This window comes from Microbacterium sp. bgisy203, assembly GCF_057706945.1.
In genome coordinates this window covers 438,066-461,000 of the sequence record NZ_JBYIPF010000001.1, presented here as the reverse complement: position 1 = coordinate 461,000, position 22,935 = coordinate 438,066, and the positions used below count along the sequence as shown (strand labels likewise).

Below are 22,935 nucleotides of genomic sequence, written 5' to 3'. Positions count from 1 at the left end.
CTCGTCGAGAACACGCGGTCTCGGGGGCTGAAGCGGGGCGAGCGGGATGCCGGGCGCGAGGGGCCCCGGTCAGGGCGCGGCGGGCTCGAGCTGCGCGACGAGGGGGCGGTGGTCGCTGCCGCTGTCGTCGAGTGAGCCGAGGACGACGGTGCCGGTGACGGTCCAGGCATCCGTCGCGAGGATGTGGTCGATCGGCGTGCCGAGCAGCTGCGGCCACGCGGTCGACCACGTGCCGCGCGCGCCCGTGCCGGTGGCGACCGCCGCGTCGTGGCATCGGCCGAGGTCGGCGCCATCGACACCGAGGCGGTCCATGTGGTCGACGGTCGCGTTGAAGTCGCCGGCCATGATGACGCTCTCGCTCGCGCACTGATCGCTGAGCCACGTCAGGTCGGTGCGCCAGTGCTCCATCACGTCGCTGCGGGGCGCCACGGCGTGGACGGCGATGATCGTCGGACCGGTGCCGTCGACGGGCATGGCGACGACGGTCGGCACCTGCGACGTGTTGCTCGTCCCGTCTGCGGTCGACTCGATCACGGCGTAGTCGCCCAGGTCGGGGGAGATGAGGAGGGTCGTCGAGTTCGACGCCCAGTCGGGGAAGTCCTCGCGCTCACCGAAGTTCTCGTGGTGCGCCCACATCGGCGAGCCCATCTCGCGCATCACGATCGCGACCGCCTCGCCCGTCTCGATCGTCGTCTCGGGAAGCGCCACGATGTCGGCCTGCATCGCGACGGCGGTCTGCGCGATGAGGTGCGCGTCGGTCGCGGCCCCGGCGGTGTTCCACGTCATGACGCGGAGGGCCCCGGCATCCTTCGTGGGGAGCGCATCGCTCGACGCGCCGCGCATGGCGAGGATGCCGACGTTCGCCGCGCCGGCCAGCAGTGCGATGATCGCGAGGGATGCCGCGAACCCGCGCAACGGGCGGGCGAGGCACAGGATCAGGGCGACCACCAGCACGGCCGCGCAGACGAGCACCATCGCGCCGCGCAACGACACGATCTGCGCGAACGGGTACGTGCGCTCGAGGCGGAAGAACTGCGGCCAGGTGACGATCGCGGCCCCGATCGCGGCCAACACCGTCAGGAGGAGTCCGAGCAGTCGCAGCACGCCCCCGACTCTACGGGGGCGAGTCTGAGAATCCTCGTAGGGCCGGGGCTCCGGCCAGCCGATACGCTCGGAGCATGGTGCATCAGGGGGTCTTCCGCGGTCCGAGCGACCTGCACCTCCACTCCGACCACTCCGACGGCACCGAGTCGCCGGCGCGCGTCATGGCCGCCGCGCACCGAGCCGGGCTCGGCACCGCGGCGCTCACCGACCACGACACGACGTCGGGATGGGCCGAGGCCGCCGAGGCGGCGGTGTCGCTCGGCATGACGTTCCTCCCCGGCATGGAGCTCTCTGCGCGCTACGAGTGGCGGAGCGTGCACGTGCTCGCCTACCTCTTCGACGCCGACGACGCCGCGCTGCGCGTCCTCACCGACCGCATCCGGTCGTCGCGCCTGACCCGGGCGCGAGAGATGGCGGACCGCATCGGCCGCGACTACGACCTGACGTGGGACGACATCCTCTCCCAGACCGCCGTCGGCGCGACGGTCGGGCGTCCGCATCTGGCCGACGCGCTCGTCGCGAAGGGGCACGTCCGTGATCGCGGCGAGGCGTTCGCGGGAATCCTCCACCCGGGAAGCGACTACTACGTCGATCTGTACGCCCCCGACCCCGTCACGGCGGTGGCCGCGGTGGCGGATGCCGGGGGCGTGCCGATCATCGCGCACCCCGCAGGCCGGGCGGGGCTGCTCCCGTCGCGCGTCATCGACGAGATGCTGGATGTCGGACTCGCCGGCTTCGAGCTCGGCCACCGCGAGAACGTGGAACCCGCCCTGTCGCGCCTCCGACAGCTCTGCGCGCAGCGCGACCTCATCGTGACGGGGTCGAGCGACTACCACGGCGCCGGAAAGCCCAACCAGCCGGGGGAGTTCACGACGACCGACGAGATGGTCGCGCGCATCATCTCTGGCGCAACCGGCGGTGCGCCCGTCTTCCCGTCCTGACAGCCGGGCGCACGCTCCGATCGTCAGGCGAGCGCCTTGGCCTTCAGCTTCTCGTACTCCGCGGGCGTGATGGCTCCCGAGTCGAGCAGGGCCTTCGCCGGCGCGATCTGGTCGGTGGGACTGGACCCCGCCACGGAGCGGATGTAGTCATCCTGCGCGTTCTTGTAGGCGACGGCCTGCGCGGCTTGACGGTCTCCCATGCCGCGTCCACGCGCGATCAGGTAGACAAGCGCGGTGATCAGCGGGAAGAAGATCAGGAAGATCAGCCAGATCGCCTTGGCCCAGCCGCTGAGCTTCGGGTCGCGGAAGATGTCGAGGATGATGGCGAACAGCGCGAACAGGTAGGCGACGCAGATGAAGACCGCCAGGAACCACCAGATGATGTCCCAGAACGATGCCCAGAACCCCTGGTATTCGACGGCTTCCGCGATGACACGCATCATGTGCTCCCCACTGTGAGAGGCGGGGGGGGTGCCGCCTGATGCTCACTGTAGTGACGTGCCGGCCCTGTGGGCCGGAAACGTTACGCGCGCGTCATACGCCTCACGCGCCGGCGGGTGCCTGCGGGGCTCCGCTGCCGGAGCCGCCGCGACGGCGACGGCGGCGGCGTGCGGGCGCGGCGTTGCCGTCGCGGTGCTCCTTGCCCGCACCGTCGTGCGTGCCCGCGCCCTCGGCGCCCCGCTCCGCGGTGGCCGTCGCGGATGCCGCGGCATCCGCACCGCTCTGCGTTCCCTCGGCGAACGTCGCGCCGACCTGGGCCCCACCTGAACGGCGGCGACGACGGCGGCGGGTGCCGCCCTCTCCGGTGCCCTCTGCGGCGGCATCCGCCGCGCGGGCCGGCTGCTGCGTGCGGACCGTTCCCGTCTTCGGCGCCTTCGCGATGCGTCCCTTGGTGCCGGCGGGGATGTCGAGGTCCTCATACAGGTGCGGACTCGACGAGTAGGTCTCCTGCGGCTCGGGCTGGCCGAATTCCAGCGCCCGGTTGATGAGGGCCCACTTGTGCAGGTCTTCCCAATCGACGAAGGTCACCGCGATTCCGGTCTTACCGGCGCGGCCGGTGCGCCCGGCGCGGTGGAGGTAGGTCTTCTCGTCGTCGGGGATCGTGTGGTTGATGACGTGGGTCACGTCGTCGACGTCGATGCCGCGGGCGGCGACGTCGGTCGCGATGAGGATGTCCTTCTTGCCGGCCTTGAACGCAGCCATCGAGCGCTCGCGCGCTTCCTGGCTCATGTCGCCGTGGACGGCGCCCGCGTTGAAGCCGCGGTCGTTGAGCTCGTCGACGAGGCGCTGGGCGGCGCGCTTGGTGCGCGTGAACACGACCGTCTTACCGCGGCCCTCGGCCTGCAGGATGCGGGCGATGACCTCGTCCTTGTCGAGCGAGTGCGCCCGGTAGACGAGGTGCTTGATGTTGGCCTGCGTGAGCCCTTCGTCGGGGTCGTTGGCGCGGATGTGGATGGGGTTCGACATGAACCGGCGGGCGAGCGCGACGATCGGCCCCGGCATGGTGGCCGAATAGAGCATCGTGTGGCGAACGGGGGAGACCTTCTGGAAGATCTTCTCGATGTCGGGGAGGAAACCGAGATCGAGCATCTTGTCGGCCTCGTCGAGGACGACCTCGGTCGCGTTCGACAGGTCGAGCAGGCGCTGGTTGCTGAGGTCGATGAGGCGGCCGGGCGTGCCGACGACGATCTGCGCGCCGGCCTTCAGCTGGTCGATCTGGCCCTCATAGGCCTTTCCGCCATAGATCGCCACGACGCTCGTCGAGCGGTTCGAGGTGAGCATGTCCATGTCCTCGTAGACCTGGACGGCGAGCTCGCGCGTGGGAACCACGATGAGCGCCTTGACCCCGGGCGCGGGGTCGAGACCGAGGCGCTGCACCACGGGGATGCCGAAGCCGAACGTCTTGCCGGTGCCGGTCTTGGCCTGGCCGATGATGTCCTGACCGGGAAGCCCGAGCGGGATGGTCTGCTCCTGGATCGGGAAGGCGTCTTCGATGCCCTTCGCCGCGAGCGCCTCGACGATGTCGGCGTCCACGCCCATGTCTGCGAATGTCGTCACGATACGTGCCTGTCTGGCGGTGAGAAGCCGCCGGGTGAGGGAGTCCACGCCCTTCACTCAGCCACAGGCGCGGCGGTCCCGATCCATCGCCGGGACAGGGAAAGCCTACCGGAGACGTGCGACAGGACGCCGCAGGCGACGGCAGAGCCCGACGGCGCAGTCGGGGAGGCGGCCGCGGGCGTCGCGGCATCCGGCCTCTAGGCTGTCGTCATGGTCACTTGGCCCTGGCAGCGTCGTCGCCCCGCCACCCGCACACTCAAGATCCGCTCGCGCGGCGACTTCGGCGACGTCCGGCGCGTCGACTTCGAGGAGCTCGCTCCCGACATCGACACCTACCTGGGCCAGGCGGCGTACCTCCAGCTCGGCTATTTCGAGACGCTCAGTGAACTCATCGCGCCGACGCCCGAGCTCTCCCACAAGGAGGCGCTGTCGCTCGCCGCCGGGTCGGCGCTCGTCAAGCATCGCGACCTCGTGACGCTGATCCGCGAGCGCGGGGATGATCCGCTCGACCTCATGCTTCCGTTCCGCGAGCCGCTGGATGCCTTCCGCCGCGAGACCCATGGAGCGCGCCCGCTCGAGACGATGCTGTCCGTGCACGTCACGGCGGGCATGCTCGACGACTTCTACCTGGCGCTGTCGGCGAGCTACGGGATGACCGGCAACCGGGTGGCGCAGATCCTGCACGGCGGGGACCGTCGTGCCCTCGTCGACATCGTCACTGAGGCGATCGCGAGCGACGAGGAGTGGCGCGACCTGCTGAGCCTCTGGGGTCGGCGCCTGGTCGGCGACACGCTGCTCATCGCTCGCGGGGCGCTACGGCCGCAGACGCTGGATGCCGCGGAGGAGAAGAGGGTCGAGCCGGTGTTCACCGACCTGCTGGCCGGGCATTCCCGGCGGATGGCGGAGATGGGCCTCAACCCCTGAGTCACTCCTGAGTCCTCGCTGAGTCCTGAGCGGGACCGGGCGCGGCCGTCCGTCAGGAGATGCGGAGGCGCAGCTGTTCCTCCGCGTCGTGCGTGTTGCGCGCACGGGTGAGGGCCAGGAGCGTCAGCGGGACGACGACGATGGGGGCGCCGAGCGCGGCGACCCAGAGCCACGGGTTGTCGGCGGTCACACCCGCCCAGGTGAGCACCAGGTAGACGAGACCGCCCACGACGGCGCCGAGCATCGGCGCGAGGAGTGCGCCGCGGGTCGTCCGTCCCGGCATGAGGTAGTGCAGGACGGCGCCGAGGGTGGCGCCGAAGATCAGCGCGAGGAGGATCTGCACGAGGGTCCGATCGGAGGGAGACCTAGGCGACGAAGCCGACGCGGCGGGACTCTTCGGTGCCCACCTCGATGAAGGCGATGCCCGCCGTCGGGACGATGTAGGTGTTCCCCTTGACGTCGACGAAGCTGACGGCGCTCTGGCCGGACTCGAGCGCCGTCGTGACGGCCTGGGCGACGGCATCCGCCGACTGGGCGGACTCGAAGTTGAGCTCACGAGCAGTGTTCGCGATGCCGATGCGGATCTCCACGATGATGCCTGGCCTTTCCGAAGTCGTCGCGCCCCGGCGGGCGCATCTCGACTCTACGACACGGCAGGCGGGTCGGGACCCCGCCGCGGGCGGCTCGCCGCTCGCTCTGCGCGAACGCCGGAACACCGGAACGCCCGCGGCGGTGTCGGCGGTGGCGATTAGCGTGGAGGGCATGCCCCTCGATCCCGCTCAGCGCGCCGTCGTCGATCTCCCGGCGGATGCCTCGGGGGTCGTGGTGGGTGCACCCGGGTCGGGCAAGACGACCGCGATCGTGGAGCGTGTGGCTGCGCTGCTCACCGCGGGTCTCGACGCCGACGAGGTGCTCGTGCTCACGCCGACGCGGCAGGGCGCGACGGAGCTGCGGGATCGCCTCGCCCTCGCCGTGCGGATCGCGACGCCCGGGCCCCTCGCGCGGTCGGTGGCGGCGTTCGCCTACCAGCTCGTCCGGGCGCACGCGGTGCACTCCGGGCTCGAGCCGCCGCAGCTGCTCACCGGCCCCGATGAGGACCGCATCGTGCAAGAGCTGCTCGACGGCGACGCGGAGGACGAGGTGTCCGGCATCCGGCGCTGGCCGTCGTGGCTGGGCGCCGAGATCCGGGCGACCCGGGGATTCCGGGCAGAGCTGCGCGCCTTCCTCGCCGAGTGCACCGACCTCGGCATCGACCCGCCGAGCCTCGCGGAGCTCGCGTACCACGACGGGCCGGAGGCGTGGGCGGCGCTCGCGTCGTTCGCCGACGACTACCTCGCGGTGCGCGCGCGCATGCGCGGAGCGCACCGCGACGCGGCGGGCCTCGTGCGGGAAGCGATCGGCCTGGCGCGGACCCTGCCCCTCGACTCGCCTGCGCGCGGCGGAACCGGGCGGGTGCGTGCGCTTCTCGTCGACGATGCGCAGGAACTCACCCTCGGCGGCGTCGAGCTGATGGAGGCGTACCGCGCGAGCGGCGTCGCGGTGCTCGCGTTCGGCGACCCGGACGTCGCGTCGGGAGCGTTCCGCGGCGCGCGGCCGGAGAACTTCGCCCGCCTGGCCGCGGGAGGGCAGCTGCACGTGCTCGACGGCGCGCATCGCGGATCGGACGCCCTGCGTGACCTCGCCGCCGAGGTCACGGCGCGCATCGGCGCGGCGGGAGTCGTCGCGCACCGGCGTCCGCCGCAGTCGCGGGGTGCACATGCCCTGCCCGATGACTTACCCGATCAGGAGAGCGCCGACCCGTCCACCCGCTCGGTGCGCGCGTTCGCCCTCCGCTCGGCCGGCGAGGAGTACGACACGATCGCGCGGCTCCTCCGCGAGAGGCACGTGCACGACGGCATCCCGTGGGACCAGTGCGGCGTCATCGCGCACGACAGTCGACAGGTCGCCGCCCTCGAAGCGGAGCTCGCCGCGCGCGACGTGCCGACCGCGAGCGGTCAGGGCCGCACCCTCGGCGAGACGCGGGCCGTGCGCGACCTCCTGCTGCTGGTCGACCTCGCCGCGCGCGACGACTGGGAGCGCGACGATGCGGAGAGCGCCCTGCGCGCGGGCGGGCTGGATGCCGTGGAGGTGCGGCGCCTGCGTACGACGCTTCGTCACGAAGCGGTCCGCGCCGCGTCGGCGGCGGCGGAGGAGACGGACGGAGAAGCCGCGGCGACAGTTCCGAGTGGGCGGGAGCTGGTCGCGTCGGGGCTTCGGCATCCCCTCGAGTTCGAGCTGCTCGACACGCGCGAGGGTCGCCGCGCCGCGCGGATCTCGCACACCCTCGCGCAGCTGCGCGCGCAGGTGGAGGAGGGGGCGACCGCGCACGAACTGCTGTGGACCGCGTGGGAGAGATCGGGATGGGAGAAGTCGTGGCGGGAAGCCGCGAGCGGTCACGGACCCCTCGCCGATCAGGCGCGGCGCGACCTCGACGCCGTCGTCGCGCTGTTCCAGGCCGCGAAACGTCACGGCGAGCGCGCCGACGGCACGTCGCCCCTGGCGTTCATCCGGTCGGTGCTGCTCTCCGACGTCGCCGAGGACCGGCTCGCAGCGCCGTCGCCCACGGGCGTCGTCCGTGTGCTGACCCCCGCCGCGGCCCTCGGGACCGAGTTCGACACCGTCGTCATCGCGGGTGTCCAGGACGGTGTCTGGCCGAACCTCCGCACCCGCGGGGGCCTCTTCGACACGTGGCGACTCGCGACGATCGGCGAGGGCCGTGCCCCCGATGCGCTCGACCTGCGTCGCGGGGTGCTGCACGATGAGCTGCGTCTCTTCGTGCGCGCGCTCACGCGGGCGCGGACGCGCCTCATCGTCACGGCCGTCGACGACGACGACACGGGGCCGAGTGTGCTGTACGAGTTCCTCCCGCCCGCCGAGCCGGCACCGGCGAACGCGGAGCACCCGCTGTCGCTGCGCGGTCTCGTCGCCCGCTACCGCCGCACGCTGACCGACGGGCGATCCGGTTCCGCCGCGCGCGCCGAGGCATCCGGTCAGCTCGCGCTCCTCGCCGCGGCGGGCGTCGCGGGCGCCGACCCCGCCGAGTGGTACGGGGTGGCCGCGCCGACGAGCACGGGGCCGCTCTACGACCTCGAGACCGAACAGGTGCGGGTGTCGCCGTCGAAACTCGAGGCGATCGACGAGTGCCAGCTCAACTGGGTCATCGGCGACCTCGGCGGTGACGCCGGGAGCGTGGGCGCGGGCCTCGGCACGCTCATCCACGCGGCGCTCGAGCACGCAGAGGGCGACGGCGATGCGCCGACCGCGGACGACCTCTGGGCGGAGGTCGAGCGTCGCTGGGGCGAGCTGGAGTTCGAGGCCGCCTGGATCGAACGCACCGAACGGGCCCGTGCCCGAGACCTCGTCGCCCGGCTCGGCCGCTACCTCCGTGACGTGCACGCCGCCGGCACGACGCTCCTCGGGGCCGAGCCGCACTTCGAGCTCGAACTCCCCGTTCCCGGCGCCGCGCAGCCGGCCCTCATCAGCGGCACGATCGACCGCGTCGAACTCACCGCGGAGGGGACCGTCGTCATCGTCGACCTGAAGACGGGGCGCGCGCAGGCGACCGGCCCCGGGGCGGCGGTCGACAACCCGCAGCTGAGCGCCTACCAGCTCGCCTTCGAGAACGGTGCGATCCCGGCGGCGGGCGGCCATCCCTCCGGGGGCGCCAAGCTCCTCGTCCTCAAGCCCACCCGCGGAGCGCCCTACGCGACGCCCGCGCAGCCCCCGTTCGACGATGAGACGCGCGCCGCGTTCACCGGGCGCATCGGCGCGGCGGTCGAGGTGATGGGCGGGCGCGAGTTCCTCGCGCCGTACGAGGCGCACTGCCGCGACGACCACACGCATGGGCTCTGCCGCATCCACACGATCGGGCCGGTGAGCGAATGAGCGTGATCTCGACGCCGTCGTCGCCGGGCACGTTCGCCGCGCCGGCGACGCTGTCTCCGCAGGCGATCGCCGCGGCGCTCGGCCAGTTCCCGCCGACGCCCGAGCAGGCTGCCGTCATCGCCGCCCCGCTCGAGCCCGCGCTCGTGGTCGCCGGCGCCGGCAGCGGCAAGACCGAGACGATGGCGGGACGGGTGGTGTGGCTCGTCGCGAACGGCCTCGTCCGCCGCGACGAGGTGCTGGGACTCACCTTCACGCGGAAGGCCGCGGGCGAGCTCGCCGAGCGCATCCAACGGCGCCTCGCCCGGCTGGGCGAGTTCGAGCGGCGCGGACTCCTCCCGCACCTCGAGGATCTGCACCGGCGCGGTGCGCTCGAGGTCTTCGGGTCCATCGAGCGAGGTCAGATCGAGCGAGGGGGCGACGCGCGCACGGCCGAGGCCAGGCGGCGCGCGGCTCTCGACGCCCTCGCCGCCGACGTCGCCCTTGCCTCCGAGACGGCGGACGCGCCGCCGACGGATGCCGACGACACCCTCCTGCACCGCCCGGTCGTCGCGACGTACAACAGCTTCGCCGACCAGCTCGTCCGCGAGAACGCTGTGCGGATCGGCCATGACCCCGAGTCCGCGGTGCTCAGCGAGTCGGCGGCGTGGCTGCTCATGCGCAGCGTCGTGCACGCCTCCGACGACCCGGGCCTCGAGCAGATCGAGCGACGCCCGTCGACGATCATCGACGCCGCCCTGCAGTTCGCCCGCGACGCCGTCGACAATCGCGCCGACCTCGACGAGATCGCGCGCTTCGCCGGAGAGCTCACCGAGGTGCTGGATCGGCCGTCCCAGCGCGGATCGGGTCCGCTCGCCCCCGTGCGCGACGCCGTCGCGCCCGTCGCGTGGCTACCGCAGCTCACCGCGCTCGCCCGGGACTATGACACCCAGAAGCGCCGCCGCGGACTCATCGACTTCGCCGACCAGGTCGCGGGGGCGCTGCAGATCGTCGAGGCGCACCCGGCTGTCGCCGCAGAGATGCGCGCGCGATACCGCGTCGTGCTCCTCGACGAGTACCAGGACACGTCGGTCGTGCAGAGCGACCTGCTGGCAACGCTGTTCCGGGGCACCGCGGTCATGGCCGTGGGTGATCCGCACCAGTCGATCTATGGGTGGCGCGGCGCGAGCGCCGGGAACCTCGGCGGGTTCGCCGCGGCGTTCGGCGGGACGGCCGACGACGGTGCGGCGCGACCGGTGCGCACCTACTCGCTCCTCACGAGCTGGCGGAACTCGGCGCGGGTGCTGGACGCAGCGAACGCCGTGCTCGCCCCGCTCGCGGACCGCACGCCCGTCCCCGTCGGCGAGCTGACTGCGCGTCCCGGCGCGCCCGGCGGCCTTGTGGACATCGCCTACGAGAACGATGCGGACGCGGAGGCGGAGCGTGTCGCCGCGTGGTTCGGCGACGTCCGCGCGGAGCGCCGGCGGGAGGGCCTCGAGACGACCGGCGCCATCCTCTTCCGGGCGAAGAAGCACATGATCCGTTTCGCTGACGCGCTCGCGCGCCGCGGCATCCCGCATCGCATCCTCGGCCTCGGTGGACTGCTGTCGACCCCCGAGGTGGTCGATGTCGTCGCAACGATCCGCGTGATCAGCGATCCGCGGGCGGGGTCGGCGCTGCTCCGCCTCCTGGCGGGACCGCGCTGGTCGATCGGTCTCCCCGATCTCCGCGCCCTCGCGGCGCTGGCGCGGCGCCTCGGCCGCCACGACGCCGGACTCCAGGCGCTCGACGCCGACACGCTCGCCCGGCTGCGCCGCTCCGGCGACGAAGGGGCATCGCTCATCGACGCGCTCGACTTCGTCGGTCGTGTGCCGGACGACCACGGCTGGCTGGCGGCGTTCACCCCCGCTGCACGGGGGCGCCTGCGGGAGGCGGCCGCGGTGTTCGGGGGCCTCCGGCGCGCCGCCGGGCTGCCCGTCCCCGAGCTCGTCCGCCTCATCGAGGTCGAGCTGCGCCTGGACGTCGAGCTGGCCGCGAACGAGGCCCGCGGTCCCGCGCGCATCGCGGGGGAGCAGCTGCGGGCGTTCGTCGATGAACTGCACGGCTTCCTCGCGACCGACGACAGCGGTTCGCTGACGGCGCTCCTGGCGTGGCTCGACCGCGCCGAGCGCGCGGACGAGTTCGCGCCGCGCACCGAGCCACCCGAGGACGATGTCGTCCAGCTGCTCACGGTGCACGGGTCGAAGGGGCTGGAGTGGGATGCCGTCGCCGTCGTGCGCCTCGTGGAGGACGAGCTTCCGGCGAAGCCCCGCGACGGGCTCGGCTGGCTGCGGTTCGGCGTTCTGCCCTACCCGTTCCGCGGTGACCGGCACTGGCTGCCCCAGCTCGCCTGGAGCATCGACGACGCACCGACGCAGCAGGATCTCCGCGGTGCGCTCGAGCGCTTCAAGGCGGCGCTGAAGGACCGCCACCTCGACGAGGAGCGCCGCCTGGCGTATGTCGCGGTCACGCGCGCCCGTGATCGGCTGCTGCTGACGGGATCGGCGTGGTCGGGCACGGCGTCGCCCCGCCCGCCGAGCCGCTTCCTCGGCGAGATCGCCGCGAGCCTGGCGCTGCCGCTGGACGTGCCCGAGGATGCCGGAGAGAACCCGTACCTCGATCAGGAGCGACTGCTGTCGTGGCCGATCGACGCGCTCGGCGCCCGACGGGGCACCGTCGAGCGCGCCGCCGCGCAGGTGCGCGCCGCGCAGACGGCGCCGCCGGCGACGCCGTCGCGCGACCTCGCACTCCTTCTCGCTGAACGTGCGGAACGTTCGACGCGGACGGCGGGGAGCGCTCCGACGCGCGTGCCCGCGTCGCGCTACAAGGACTTCGTCTCCGACTACGCCGGCACCGTCGCGTCCCTTGCGCTCCCGATGCCCGAGCGCCCCTACCGACAGACGCGGCTCGGCACCCTCTTCCACGCCTGGGTCGAGCAGCGCTCGGGTCTCACCGGCTCCGGCACCTCGCTCGATGAAACGCTGTGGGAGAGCGACGAGGACAGCGGGGTCTCACCCGCCGACGCCCGCGCGCTCGATGACCTCATCGCGCGCTTCCTCGCCTCCGAGTGGGCGGACCTGCAGCCCGTCGAGGTCGAGGTCGAGATCGACGTCGCCCTCGACGACCTCCTCCCCGACGGCCGCCCCCACATCGCGATCTGCAAGCTCGACGCCGTCTACCGTCGCGGGGAGAGGATCGAGATCGTCGACTGGAAGACGGGCGCCCCGCCGCGGACGACCCGCGAGCGCGAGGAACGGCTGCTGCAGCTGCGGCTGTATCGTCGCGCCTACCACGCGCGCACGGGCATCCCCGAGAGCGCGATCGACGTCGCGCTGTACTACGTGGCGGACGACCTCGTGATCCGCGACTGAGGCGACTGAGGCGGCCGAGGTGACAGACCTGACCGACGTGACCGACGCGACGGGGCGCTCAGTCGGTGCCGGTCCAGCGACGCATCGCGTTCCGCGCAGCCGCGCCCGGATCGTCGTCGTCGGCATCCTCGTCATCGCGGGGCTCGGCCGCGGCGTTCGTCGGAACGCGGGCGTCCGTGGCGGGCACACCCCCGGTTCCGAAGACGTCGTCCTCGCGCAGACCCGCCCACGCGGAGAGCTCGACGGGCGCAGTCGCGTCGGGGTCGACCTCCGTCGCGGCGCGCGCGGCTTCGTCCTCGAGGAACCCGGCGAGAGTGTCGGCGTCGTAGGTGTCGGTGTGCATCGACGTGTCGACGGGCCCGGCGACCCCGGCGGGCACCCGCGCGCTCGCGGCGATCGCGTCGTCGGCGGTGACCGCACCGTGGATGACGGCGGGCTGGTCGCGCACGTTCTCGTCGAGAGCCTCGAGCAGGGCGACCGCGTCGGCGACGACGTCGCCCGCGCCGCTCGCGTGCCCGTGGACGAGCCAGCGCGCGAACTCCAGTTCGGCGTGCAGCCGGGCGCGCTCGGCGAGCTGCGGGTCCGGAGCGCGGTGCGACGCGTGGGCGTAGGCATCCAGCACGTCGTCGCGGGCGGAGGGCGCCGACGCCGTCCAACGCAGGTCGACGGCCGGGTCGCCGACACCCAGCGCGCCCCAGGCGAGCAGGCCCGTCACGACCGGGACGCCGTCGGCGTCGTCCTCGAAGACGAAGGATGCCGGGTCGACGCCGCCGAGGATGACGGTCGTCTCGAACCGCCACAGGGCGTCGGCGGCGAGCGCCGTGCTCCACCGGCGGAGCAGGCCGAAGGGGAGCAGCCCGGTCGCCTCGGCGGCATCGAGGAGGTTCTCGGCCTCCTGACGCACCTGCGCCGTCGTCAGGACGGGAAGGCCCGCGTCGCGGACGACCGTGACGGGAAGATCGTGCACCTGTGCCGTCGCCGCGCCCAGCGCGGTCGCGATGCCGCGGCCGGCGGGCACGTGGCCGGCGTCGACACGGTACCCGGGCAGGAGCGTCTGCACGAGGGTGTGCCGCCCGTCGACGCGGGTCTGACCGAGCACGTCGGGGGCGCCGAAGGGGAGCACGCGGCGCACGCCCGCGGTCAGCGCGGTCAGCGCGCGGGCCTCGGCGACGAGGTCGGCGTCGGCCGCATCGTCGACGGGCACGCGGACGACGACGCGCCGTCCGTCGTCGAGGTCCGCGATCGCGCTGTCGTACCGTCCCGATGTTCCTTCGCTCAGCGGTCCCACACCGACCACCTGCGCGTGGGGCAGGGCCGAGGTCACCGACGCGGCTAGAGTGAGAGGAGAGCGTGCCATGCCCCCAGGGTAGGTCTGCGGTGCCCCGTCAGAGTGCGCGCCACGCCCGGCAAGGAAGGTCCCGCATGACTGGATCCGACGCCCCGCCGCCGCCCGCTCTGGCGCGCGCGGGCATCGATCGCTCCGCCGACGAACGCGCCGAGCCGGACCTGCTGGATCGTCTTCGCGCCGATGCCTCGTCCCGGGTCGTGCCCGTGCACGGCGACCGGGGGCTCGTCGTGGCGGAGGGCACGAGAGTGCACACCGTGGCGGTGGGCGACATCGCGGGCGATGCCGAGTGGGCCTTCCTCGGACGGGCGCACGGCGGCGCCGCGGTGCTCCTGGCTGCCACGGCGGCCGACGCGCCGGCGCCGGTCCAGGCGATGGGGGGAGCGGTGTGGACGCCGCTGCGCGTCGTCGGGGGCGACCTCGACGCGGTCGATGCGGGCACGCTCGTCGAAGCGGTGGCCCTCGGGCGGTGGCTCGTCGAGGCGCCGTTCTGCTCCGCCTGCGGAACACGCACCGGCGTCCGCGAAGCCGGCTGGTCGCGGCTGTGCCCGCACTGCGGCCGCACCCACTTCCCGCGCACCGATCCCGCGGTGATCGTCGCCGTCCACTCGCACGACGGCGAACGACTGCTCCTCGGGCAGAACGCGCTGTGGCGCAGCCGCAACGTGTACTCGACGTTCGCCGGGTTCGTCGAGGCGGGGGAGTCGCTCGAGGGCGCGATCGTCCGCGAGATCCGCGAGGAAGCGGCGGTGACGGTGGTCGAGAGCCGCTATCGCGCGTCGCAGTCGTGGCCGTACCCGCGCTCGCTCATGCTCGGATTCCACGCCCGCGTCGCGGCGGATGCGGCGCCCGCGCCCGACGGCGTGGAGATCGTCGACGTACGGTGGTTCACGCGCGACGAGCTCGTCGCGGCGCTCGCGGGGCACGGTGAGGTCGCTCTCCCCGGCTCCGCCTCCATCGCGCGCCGTCTCATCGTCGACTGGGTGGAGCGCACCCCATGAGCGATGCCCTCGCCGGGCTCGACGAGCAGCAGCGCGTCGCGGCATCGGCCCTCCGCGGCCCGGTGTGCGTGCTCGCCGGCGCCGGCACCGGCAAGACGCGCGTCATCACGCACCGCATCGCGCACGGCGTGGACACCGGCGCCTACTCGCCGGGCCGGGTCATGGCCGTGACGTTCACGGCGAAGGCGGCGGGCGAGATGCGCGGACGCCTGCGCGCGCTCGGCGTCGACGGCGTCGCGGCCCGGACGTTCCACGCGACGGCGCTCGCCCAGCTGAACTTCTTCTGGCCGCAGCTCGTCGGCGACGTCGCGCCCTCGATCATCGACAAGAAGGTGCGCATTCTCGGGCAGGCCGCCGACGCGCTCCGCCTCCGCCTCGACGCGGCCACCCTCCGCGACGTGGCGAGCCGCATCGAGTGGCGGAAGGTCGCGATGCGGACGATCGACGAGGACGCGGCCGCGCATCCTTCGGGGCTCGGCGCGATGGATGCCGAAGCCCTCGCCGACCTCATGCGCATGTACGAGAAGGTCAAGGACGAGCGACGCCAACTCGACTTCGAAGACGTCCTGCTCGCCTGCGCCGGCATGCTCGAGTCGGAGCCCCGCGTCGCCGCGGCCGTGCATGAGCAGTACCGCCACCTCACGGTCGACGAGTACCAGGACGTCTCGCCCGTGCAGAACCGTCTTCTGGAGCTCTGGCTCGGCGACCGCCGGGATCTGTGCGTCGTCGGCGACGCGAGCCAGACCATCTACTCGTTCGCCGGCGCCGACCCGCGCTACCTTCTGGAGTTCGCGGGACGTTACCCGGATGCCCAGGTCGTGCGCCTCGAGCACAACTACCGCTCCGATCCGTCGATCCTGGGTGCGGCGAACGGGCTCATGCGCGGCCGGCCCGGGGCGCTCGCCCTGGCGTCGACACGGCCGGCCGGCCCGCTCCCCACGGTCACCGGCTACCCCGAGGATGCGGCCGAGGCCGAGGGGGTCGCGGCCGCCGTCGCGGCGCAGCTGGCCTCCGGCATCCTGCCCGACGACATCGCGATCCTGTACCGCGCCAACGCGCAGTCGGCACCGATCCTGGGCGCCCTCGCCGCGCGTGGCATCCCGGCGACGGTGCTCGGCGGGAAGCGCTTCTTCGACCTCCCCGAGGTGCGTCAGGCGGTCCTCGCGCTCCGCGGCGCATCGGTCGCGCCGGTCGAGACGACCTTCCTCGCCGCCGTCCGCGACGTGCTGCGCTCGCTGGGCCTCACCGATGATCCGCCGCCGGCGGGCGGAGCGCTCCGCGACGCGTGGGAGGCGAGGGCGGCCGTCCTCCGCCTCGCCGAAGAGGCGCCGGACGGCACCACGCTGCGCGCGTTCACCGACACGCTCATCGCACGCGGTCGCGATCAGCACGAGCCGGCGCTGCGCACCATCACCCTCGCGACGCTGCACGCGGCGAAGGGTCTCGAATGGGACCACGTGCACCTGGTCGGCCTCGCGGAGGGGTTGCTGCCGATCTCCTACGCGACGACGTTCGAGCAGATCGACGAGGAGCGCCGGCTGACCTACGTCGGCATCACGCGGGCCGCGCGTAGCCTGTCACTGTCGTGGTCGGAGCGTGGGGGGAACGTGAACGCGCGTCCGCGTGCGGCGTCGCGATTCCTTCGGGAGATCGGGCCGGCGCTTCAGGAGACCGGCAGAGGCACCGTGCGTGCGGGCGGTGGGAGTGCCAGACCCGCCGCACGTCCGCGCGGCTGAGGGTCACCGAGACCGAGCTCTCGCCTGTGGCCGACTCCGGCGCCGCGCGCAACATCCGTGCCGCGAGCACCGCGGCCTCGAGGATGAGCCCCGTGTCGGTCGGTGTGCGCTCCCGCCCGATCAGCTGCGCAGCGACCAGCGGCCATCCGGCGTCGTCGTCGGTACGGTGCGCGTGCAGACACGTCAGGCACGCGGTGGCCCCGGGCACGACGATCGGTCCCACGACGACGCGGTCACCGCACAGCGCCACGGGAAGATGGGTCACGTCCGCTGCCATGAGCGTCGACGCGCGCCGCGGATCGACCAGCAGATCCGCGACGAGGATCATCGGGACGTCCGGCTCGGGGTCCGTCGCGGGCCACCGTGTGACCGATGCCGGATCGAGGCCGGCGGCACGCCAGCCGTGATCGAAGGCATCCGCCTCGGCGAAGCCGATCTCGCTCGGCAGCTCGGCCTGCACGCGCACCGGCTCGGCCGAAACCGTCGTCAGCGCGCCGCTGATCTCGGCGACGAAGCGCTCCGCGTCCGTCGCCGAGGCGCCCAGGCTCCGCGCGAGGGGGAGGAGCATCGCATCCGGGATGCCGTCGCGCAGCGCGTCGAGGAGCCGCTCCTGCCACGGGGTGACCTCATCGAGACGGACCGCGCCGTCCGAGCCGAGCTGCATCGACGAGGGGGTGCGCCACAGCGGCGGGTGGGAGGGGGCGAGTCGCAGCATGAGGCGATCCTGCCGAGAACGCCCACGCACCGCCGAGGTTGTCCACAGGGGCGGTCACACAGGCCGCGGGTCGTCCGTCCCGGGGTCGTCCGTCCCGGGGTCGTCCGTCGCGGGGTCGTCGCCGGCCGCGGCGTCGCTGCTCCTCGAGCCCGTTTCGTCCGCCGCCGCGTCTCCCGCGGCGGCTTCGGCGAGGAGCTCTTCGAGCGCCTCGTCCATCGCGTCGCGCGGCGGCTCCTCGCCGGCCGCGCGCGCCTGCAGGCGCGCGATGAGGGCCTGCGGGTCGTCGATGTCCGACGCGTCGGGCATGAGGTCGGGATAGTCCCACAGGCTGTCGCGCTCGGCGACCCCCACCGCGTCGGTGACGGCGCGCCACATCGCGGATGCCTCGCGCAATCGTCGCGGTCGAAGTTCGAGGCCCACGAGCGAGGCCATCGCCTGCTCGGCGGGGCCGCCCACGGCGCGCCGCCGCCGCACGGCTTCGGCGATGCGTGCCGCCTCGGGCAGACGCGCCGTGGCGTCCTCGGTCACGACCTCGACCCAGCCCTCGATCGTCGCGAGGAGGTTCTCGAGGCGCGTGAGAGCGGCATCCTGCGCGGGTGTGCGCTGGGGGAGGAGCGCGCCGGACTCGAGCGCCGCGCGCAGCTCCTCGGGCGCCGACGGGTTGAAGCGCGAGGCGAGGTCTTCGAGCGCGCTCGTGTCGACGTGGATGCCGCGGGCGAACTCCGTCACCTGCGAGATGACATGCAGGCGCAACCACTTCGCGTGCCGGAAGAGGCGCGCGTGGGCGAGCTCGCGGGTCGCGAGGTACAGCGCGAGCTGGTCGTCGGTGACCTCGAGATCCCGCCCGAAGTCGTCGAAGTTCTGCGGGAGGATCGCGGCCACGCCGTCGGGCATGACGGGGATGCCGACGTCGCCGCCCGAGACCACCTCGAGCGAGAGACGACCGATGACACCGCCCAGCTGCGAGGCGAACAGCGACCCTCCGATGCGGCGCATGAACGCGCCCGCTCCGGCGACGAGCTGCTTCATCTCCTCGGGCGTCTGTTCGTCGATCACCGAGGTGAGGGCGCCCGCGATCGAATCGGCGACCGGTTCGGCGAGCTCTTGCCACACCGGGAGGGTCTCCTCGACCCACTGACCGCGCGTGATCGCGACGGGCGGGGCGGCCAGTTCCGAGATCGTGGTCGTCTCACTCAGCCACAGGGTCGCCAGCGCGAACGCCTGCTCGAACTCCGCGCGGTCGCCCGAGCTGATGCTCAGGCCGTCCTTGTTCGACAGGTGGAGGGCCTGGGTCTTCGCCGCGCTCCAGTCGATGCCGTCGTCGCTGCCCCGCGTGAACGCCGCCTGCATCTGCGCCATGATCTGCTGCAGCATCGCCGGGTCGACGCCCATGCGCGAGAGCCCTTCGAGCTGCGCGGGATCGATCGACGCGCCGCCACCGCCGCCGAGGAGGTTCCGCAGCAGCTCCTGGAAGTCGGCGGGGAAGTCGTCGGGCTCGAAGCGGGAAGCCTCGTCGTCGTCAGCCATGTCAGGCGCCTTTCAGCAGAGGGTTCTCGTCTCGCTCTACGCTAGTCGCACGACTTCCGCCGCGGCGCGTTTCGCAGGTGCGGTGAGGGCGTCGTCTGTACGCCGATCGCGAACGACCGGCCGGGAAGGGTGGCCGTGGCACTGTTCGACGAGGGGACGACGATCGTGCCCACCCCGCGCCGACGGTTCTCGCGGGGCACGACCCTCGGCATCTGGGCGCTCACGATCGCCCTCGTGTGCCTGCTCGCCCTCACGGTGCTGCCGACCTCGTTCGTCATCCAGCAGCCGGGGCCCGTCTTCAACACGCTCGGCACCGCGAAGAACGCCGACGGCGACGAGGTGCCCCTCATCTCGGTCTCGGGTGCCCAGACCTATGAGACCGCGGGAGCGCTCGACCTGCTGACCGTGCAGGTCGTCGGCTCGCGCGAGCGCACCCCCTCGTGGTTCGAGCTGGCCGCCGCATGGTTCGATCCGTCGCGGGCCGTGCTCCCCATCGACCAGGTCTTTCCGGCGGGCAAGACCACCGAGGAGCGCAATCAGGAGAGCGCCGTCATGATGGTCGACTCGCAGAAGGAGGCGACCGCGGCCGCGCTCACGCACCTCGGCTACGACGTGAAGCCGATGGTGCGGGTGTACTCGCTCACGGACGACTCCGCCGCACAAGGCATCCTGCAGAAGGACGACATCATCCGCGCCGCCGACGGGGAGCCGATCACCCAGACCGACGAGCTCCGGGCGATCATCAATGCCGCCGACGGTGCTCCGGTCGAGCTCACGGTCGAGCGCGGCGGGGAGACCCTCACGGAGTCGGTCACCCCCAAGCGGGTGACCTCGGGCGGCGAGAGCACCTGGCTCATCGGCGTCTCGACGACCCACGACTACGACTTCCCGATCGACGTGACGATCCAGCTCGACAACGTCGGCGGGCCGAGCGCCGGCATGATGTTCGCGCTCGGCATCATCGACACGCTCACTCCCGGCGAGCTCAACGGCGGAGAGATCGTCGCCGGCACGGGAACGATCGACGCGGCGGGGACTGTGGGGCCGATCGGCGGCATCCGCCAGAAGATGTACGGAGCGGTCGGCGAGGGCGCCGACTGGTTCCTCGCGCCGGCCGACAACTGCGACGAGGTCGTCGGGCACATCCCGGACGGGCTGCGCGTCTTCTCGGTCGCGAAGCTCGACGACGCGCTCGCGGTGCTCGACGCCATCCGTTCCGGCGGCGACCTCGGTGCGCTGCCTACCTGTTCCTGACGGTTCCGGGCAACCAGGCTCTCCTCAGATCGGGGCCGCCTAGGATGGAGGGGTGACCACGACCTCAGCGCCGAACCAGGCCACGCCCAATCCGCTCCGCCGCGCGATCGGCATCACCCTCGCCGTGATCGCGGTGGTCGTGGTGGGATTCTTCGTCTTCGCGAGCCTCTACGCGGACTGGCTGTGGTTCGATCAGCTCGGCTTCTCGAGCGTGCTGTGGACGCAGTGGGTCGGCCGCGTCACGATGTTCGCCGTCGGGTTCTTCTCGATGGCGATTCCCGTGTTCGTCGCGATCCAGCTCGCGTACCGGCTCCGCCCCGTCTACGCGCGGTTGAGCTCGCAGCTCGACCACTACCAGGAGGTCGTCGAGCCGCTGCGCCGGCTGGCGATGTGGGGCATCCCCGTCTTCTTCGGGTTCTTCGCCGGGTTCGCCGCGTCGGCGCAGTGGGAGACCGTCTGGCTGTGGTTCAACCGTGTCTCGACGGGCGTCACCGACCCCCAGTTCGGGATGGACACCGGGTTCTACCTCTTCTCGCTGCCGTTCTTCAGCGCGCTCCTCGGCTTCTCGTCGGCGGTGCTGCTCGTCTCCCTGGCGGTGACCGTCGTCGTCGCCTACTTGTACGGTTCGGTGCGGGTGGGTCAGCGCGAGCTCCGCATCTCGAAGGCCGCGCGCATCCAGCTCGCCGTCATCGCCGGTCTCTACCTCCTCGTCCAGGCGGCGAGCCTCTACCTCGACCGCTTCAAGACGCTCACCTCGCAGAGCGATCGCATCACCGGCGCGAGCTACGTCGACGTGCATGCGGTCATCCCGGGCCTGACGATCCTCTCGATCGCCGCCGTCATCGTGGCGCTGCTCTTCTTCGTGACCGCCGTCATCGGACGTTGGCGTTTCCCGCTCATCGGCACCGCCCTGCTGATCGTGACGTCGCTCATCGTCGGCATCGCCTATCCGGCGCTCGTCAACCAGTTCCAGGTCGTCCCCAACCAGGAGACGCTCGAGTCCCCGTACTACCAGCGCAACATCGACGCGACGAAGGCGGCGTACGGCATCGACGGCCTCGAGAAGATCGACTTCAAAGCCGTCACCGACGCCGAGCCGGGGCAGCTGCGCGAGGATGCCGACACGACGGCATCCATTCGCATCATGGACCCGGCCATCATCCCGCCCACCGTGCGTCAGCTCGAGCAGTACCGCCCGTACTACAAGTTCTCCGACCCGCTCGACGTCGATCGCTACCAGATCGACGGCAAGTCGCAGGACACCGTCGTCTCGGTGCGCGAGCTCAACCTCGATCAGCTGGGCGCGGCGGCCTCGTGGTACAACACGACGCTCGTCTACACGCACGGCTACGGCATGGTGGCGGCGAAGGGCAACGACCGCACCTCCGACGGCAACCCGGTGTTCGTCGAGCGCGGCATCCCCGTGTCGGGTGCCCTGACCGACGGCGAGAAGTACGAGCCCCGCATCTACTTCGGCGAGTCGTCGCCGGCGTACTCGATCGTCGGAGCCCCCGAGGGCACCAATGACATCGAGCTCGACTACCCCCGCGGCGCGGACGGCTCGGACCGTACCCGCACGACGTTCACCGGCGACGGCGGACCGGGCGTCGGGAACCTCTTCAGCCGCCTGATCTACGCGCTGAAGTTCCAGTCGACCGACATTCTCCTCTCCGACGCGATCAACGAGAAGTCGCAGATCCTCTACGATCGCGACCCGGCCACGCGCGTCGAGAAGGTGGCGCCTTACCTCGAGCTCGACAACGACCCCTACCCCTCCGTCGTGGACGGGCGGATCGTCTGGATCATCGACGGCTACACGTTGAGCAACCAGTACCCGTACTCGTCGATCGTGAGCCTGCGCGACGCGATCAGCGACACCACCAACAGCAACCCGCGGGTCGCTCTCGACGACGTCAACTACGTCCGCAACTCCGTGAAGGCGACCGTCGACGCCTACGACGGCAAGGTGACGCTGTACGCGTGGGACGAGACCGACCCGTTGCTGCAGGCCTGGCAGAAGGTCTACCCGTCGACCCTCAAGCCCATCTCCGAGATGAGCGGCGACCTCATGAGCCACGTCCGTTACCCCACGGACCTCTTCAAGGTGCAGCGCGCCATGCTGGGCACCTACCACGTCGACGACGCTGCGTCGTTCTACTCACGCGACAACGCGTGGCGCACGCCGGATGACCCGGTCAACAAGACCTACCTCCAGCCGCCGTACTACCTGACGATGAAGATGCCCGGTCAGGACAACCCCGCGTTCTCGATGTTCACGTCGTTCATCCCCGCCGCCGAGGGCGACAACGCCCGGAACGTGCTGATGGGCTACCTCGCCGTCGATTCCGACGCCGGCGCGACGGACGGGACGAAATCCGAGGGCTACGGCAAGCTCCGCATGCTGGAGATCAACGCGGACACCCCGGTGCCCGGACCCGGACAGGTGCAGAACACCTTCAATGCGGCCCCGAGCGTCTCGTCCTTCATCAACATCCTGAAGCAGGGTCAGTCCGAGGTGCTCCCCGGAAACCTGCTGACCCTCCCGGTCGGTGGCGGTCTGCTCTACGTGCAGCCGGTGTTCGTGCAGTCGTCCGGCGGCACGCAGCTGCCGACGCTGCAGAAGATCCTGGTCGCCTTCGGCGACGAGATCGCGTTCGAGGACACGTTGCAGGATGCCTTGGACTCGCTCTTCAAGGGCACCTCCGGCGCCGACACCGGCGACAACGACGTGACGCCCTCGCCGGAGCCGACCGAACCGGGCGACACCGGGGGCGACGAGGGCTCGACCGGCGGCACCGGCACCGATGTGCAGTTCCAGGCCGCTCTCCAGGAAGCGCGGCAGGCGATGCTCGACCGCGACGCGGCGCTCAAGGCCGGCGACCTGACGAAGTTCGCCGAGGCCGACGCCCGCCTCACCGCCGCGGTGCAGAAGCTCCTCTCCCTGAGCGGCGACTGACCCCGCGCCGGTTCCGTCGGCCGCGAGACACCGGTTCTGCCCCGAGACGCGGGCGCGGAGCCGG

15 protein-coding genes are annotated in these 22,935 nt (G+C 72.1%); 8 read left to right on the top strand and 7 right to left on the bottom strand.

Going from position 1 to position 22,935, the window contains the following annotated elements; genetic code table 11:
* Positions 1 to 69 precede the first annotated feature (69 nt).
* Complete coding sequence (locus tag AC3ENQ_RS02260; protein WP_431801272.1) at positions 70 to 1,104, bottom strand: endonuclease/exonuclease/phosphatase family protein; 1,035 nt, start codon at positions 1,102 to 1,104, stop codon at positions 70 to 72.
* A gap of 74 nt (positions 1,105 to 1,178) precedes the next feature.
* Between AC3ENQ_RS02260 and AC3ENQ_RS02255 the strand changes: the two genes are divergently transcribed.
* The gene (locus AC3ENQ_RS02255; protein WP_431801270.1) at positions 1,179 to 2,045 is read left to right on the top strand and encodes a PHP domain-containing protein; all 867 of its coding nucleotides are present in this window, start codon (positions 1,179 to 1,181) and stop codon (positions 2,043 to 2,045) included.
* 23 nt (positions 2,046 to 2,068) lie between these two features.
* Here the strand turns inward: AC3ENQ_RS02255 and AC3ENQ_RS02250 are convergent, their stop codons facing one another.
* Entirely contained in the window at positions 2,069 to 2,485 is a 417-nt protein-coding gene (locus tag AC3ENQ_RS02250; RefSeq protein WP_431801735.1) for an SHOCT domain-containing protein, read from the bottom strand.
* Positions 2,486 to 2,588: 103 nt separating this feature from the next.
* Positions 2,589 to 4,103, bottom strand: coding sequence for a DEAD/DEAH box helicase (locus AC3ENQ_RS02245; protein WP_431801268.1), 1,515 nt, complete (start codon positions 4,101 to 4,103; stop codon positions 2,589 to 2,591).
* A 210-nt stretch (positions 4,104 to 4,313) separates the two neighbouring features.
* On the opposite strand from AC3ENQ_RS02245, the gene AC3ENQ_RS02240 reads away from it, so the two are divergent.
* Entirely contained in the window at positions 4,314 to 5,027 is a 714-nt protein-coding gene (locus AC3ENQ_RS02240) for a ferritin-like fold-containing protein (protein WP_431801267.1), read from the top strand.
* A 52-nt stretch (positions 5,028 to 5,079) separates the two neighbouring features.
* Here AC3ENQ_RS02240 and AC3ENQ_RS02235 read toward each other — a convergent pair whose 3' ends face one another.
* Both AC3ENQ_RS02235 and AC3ENQ_RS02230 read right to left on the bottom strand, forming a co-directional pair.
* A complete protein-coding gene (locus AC3ENQ_RS02235) occupies positions 5,080 to 5,370 on the bottom strand; it encodes a GlsB/YeaQ/YmgE family stress response membrane protein (protein WP_431801265.1) in 291 nt (96 codons plus the stop codon).
* A gap of 22 nt (positions 5,371 to 5,392) precedes the next feature.
* Positions 5,393 to 5,617: a DUF3107 domain-containing protein gene (locus AC3ENQ_RS02230; protein WP_431801263.1), complete on the bottom strand. Its 225-nt coding sequence runs from the start codon at positions 5,615 to 5,617 to the stop codon at positions 5,393 to 5,395.
* Positions 5,618 to 5,789: 172 nt separating this feature from the next.
* Between AC3ENQ_RS02230 and AC3ENQ_RS02225 the strand changes: the two genes are divergently transcribed.
* Both AC3ENQ_RS02225 and AC3ENQ_RS02220 read left to right on the top strand, forming a co-directional pair.
* Positions 5,790 to 8,951 (top strand): ATP-dependent helicase, encoded by a 3,162-nt coding sequence (locus AC3ENQ_RS02225; protein WP_431801261.1) that lies wholly within the window; start codon positions 5,790 to 5,792, stop codon positions 8,949 to 8,951.
* Positions 8,948 to 12,337, top strand: a complete 3,390-nt coding sequence (locus AC3ENQ_RS02220) for an ATP-dependent helicase (RefSeq protein ID WP_431801259.1) — start codon at positions 8,948 to 8,950, stop codon at positions 12,335 to 12,337. Before AC3ENQ_RS02225 ends, AC3ENQ_RS02220 begins: the two co-directional genes overlap by 4 nt.
* Positions 12,338 to 12,395: 58 nt before the next feature.
* Here AC3ENQ_RS02220 and AC3ENQ_RS02215 read toward each other — a convergent pair whose 3' ends face one another.
* Complete coding sequence (locus AC3ENQ_RS02215) at positions 12,396 to 13,694, bottom strand: protein kinase family protein (protein WP_431801257.1); 1,299 nt, start codon at positions 13,692 to 13,694, stop codon at positions 12,396 to 12,398.
* Between the two features lie 65 nt (positions 13,695 to 13,759).
* On the opposite strand from AC3ENQ_RS02215, the gene nudC reads away from it, so the two are divergent.
* Positions 13,760 to 14,683 carry an NAD(+) diphosphatase gene (gene nudC, locus AC3ENQ_RS02210; protein WP_431801255.1) on the top strand — a complete coding sequence of 308 codons (924 nt, stop codon included), beginning with the start codon at positions 13,760 to 13,762 and terminating at the stop codon, positions 14,681 to 14,683.
* Entirely contained in the window at positions 14,680 to 16,419 is a 1,740-nt protein-coding gene (locus AC3ENQ_RS02205) for an ATP-dependent helicase (RefSeq protein ID WP_431801253.1), read from the top strand. Before nudC ends, AC3ENQ_RS02205 begins: the two co-directional genes overlap by 4 nt.
* Positions 16,420 to 17,188: 769 nt before the next feature.
* On the opposite strand, the gene AC3ENQ_RS02200 is transcribed toward AC3ENQ_RS02205, so the two are convergent.
* Complete coding sequence (locus AC3ENQ_RS02200) at positions 17,189 to 18,661, bottom strand: zinc-dependent metalloprotease (protein WP_431801251.1); 1,473 nt, start codon at positions 18,659 to 18,661, stop codon at positions 17,189 to 17,191.
* A 135-nt stretch (positions 18,662 to 18,796) separates the two neighbouring features.
* On the opposite strand from AC3ENQ_RS02200, the gene AC3ENQ_RS02195 reads away from it, so the two are divergent.
* Together AC3ENQ_RS02195 and AC3ENQ_RS02190 are read left to right on the top strand one after the other, a co-directional pair.
* Positions 18,797 to 19,915 (top strand): YlbL family protein, encoded by a 1,119-nt coding sequence (locus AC3ENQ_RS02195; RefSeq protein WP_431801249.1) that lies wholly within the window; start codon positions 18,797 to 18,799, stop codon positions 19,913 to 19,915.
* Positions 19,916 to 19,967: 52 nt separating this feature from the next.
* Complete coding sequence (locus tag AC3ENQ_RS02190; protein WP_431801247.1) at positions 19,968 to 22,871, top strand: UPF0182 family membrane protein; 2,904 nt, start codon at positions 19,968 to 19,970, stop codon at positions 22,869 to 22,871.
* Positions 22,872 to 22,935: the final 64 nt, after the last annotated feature.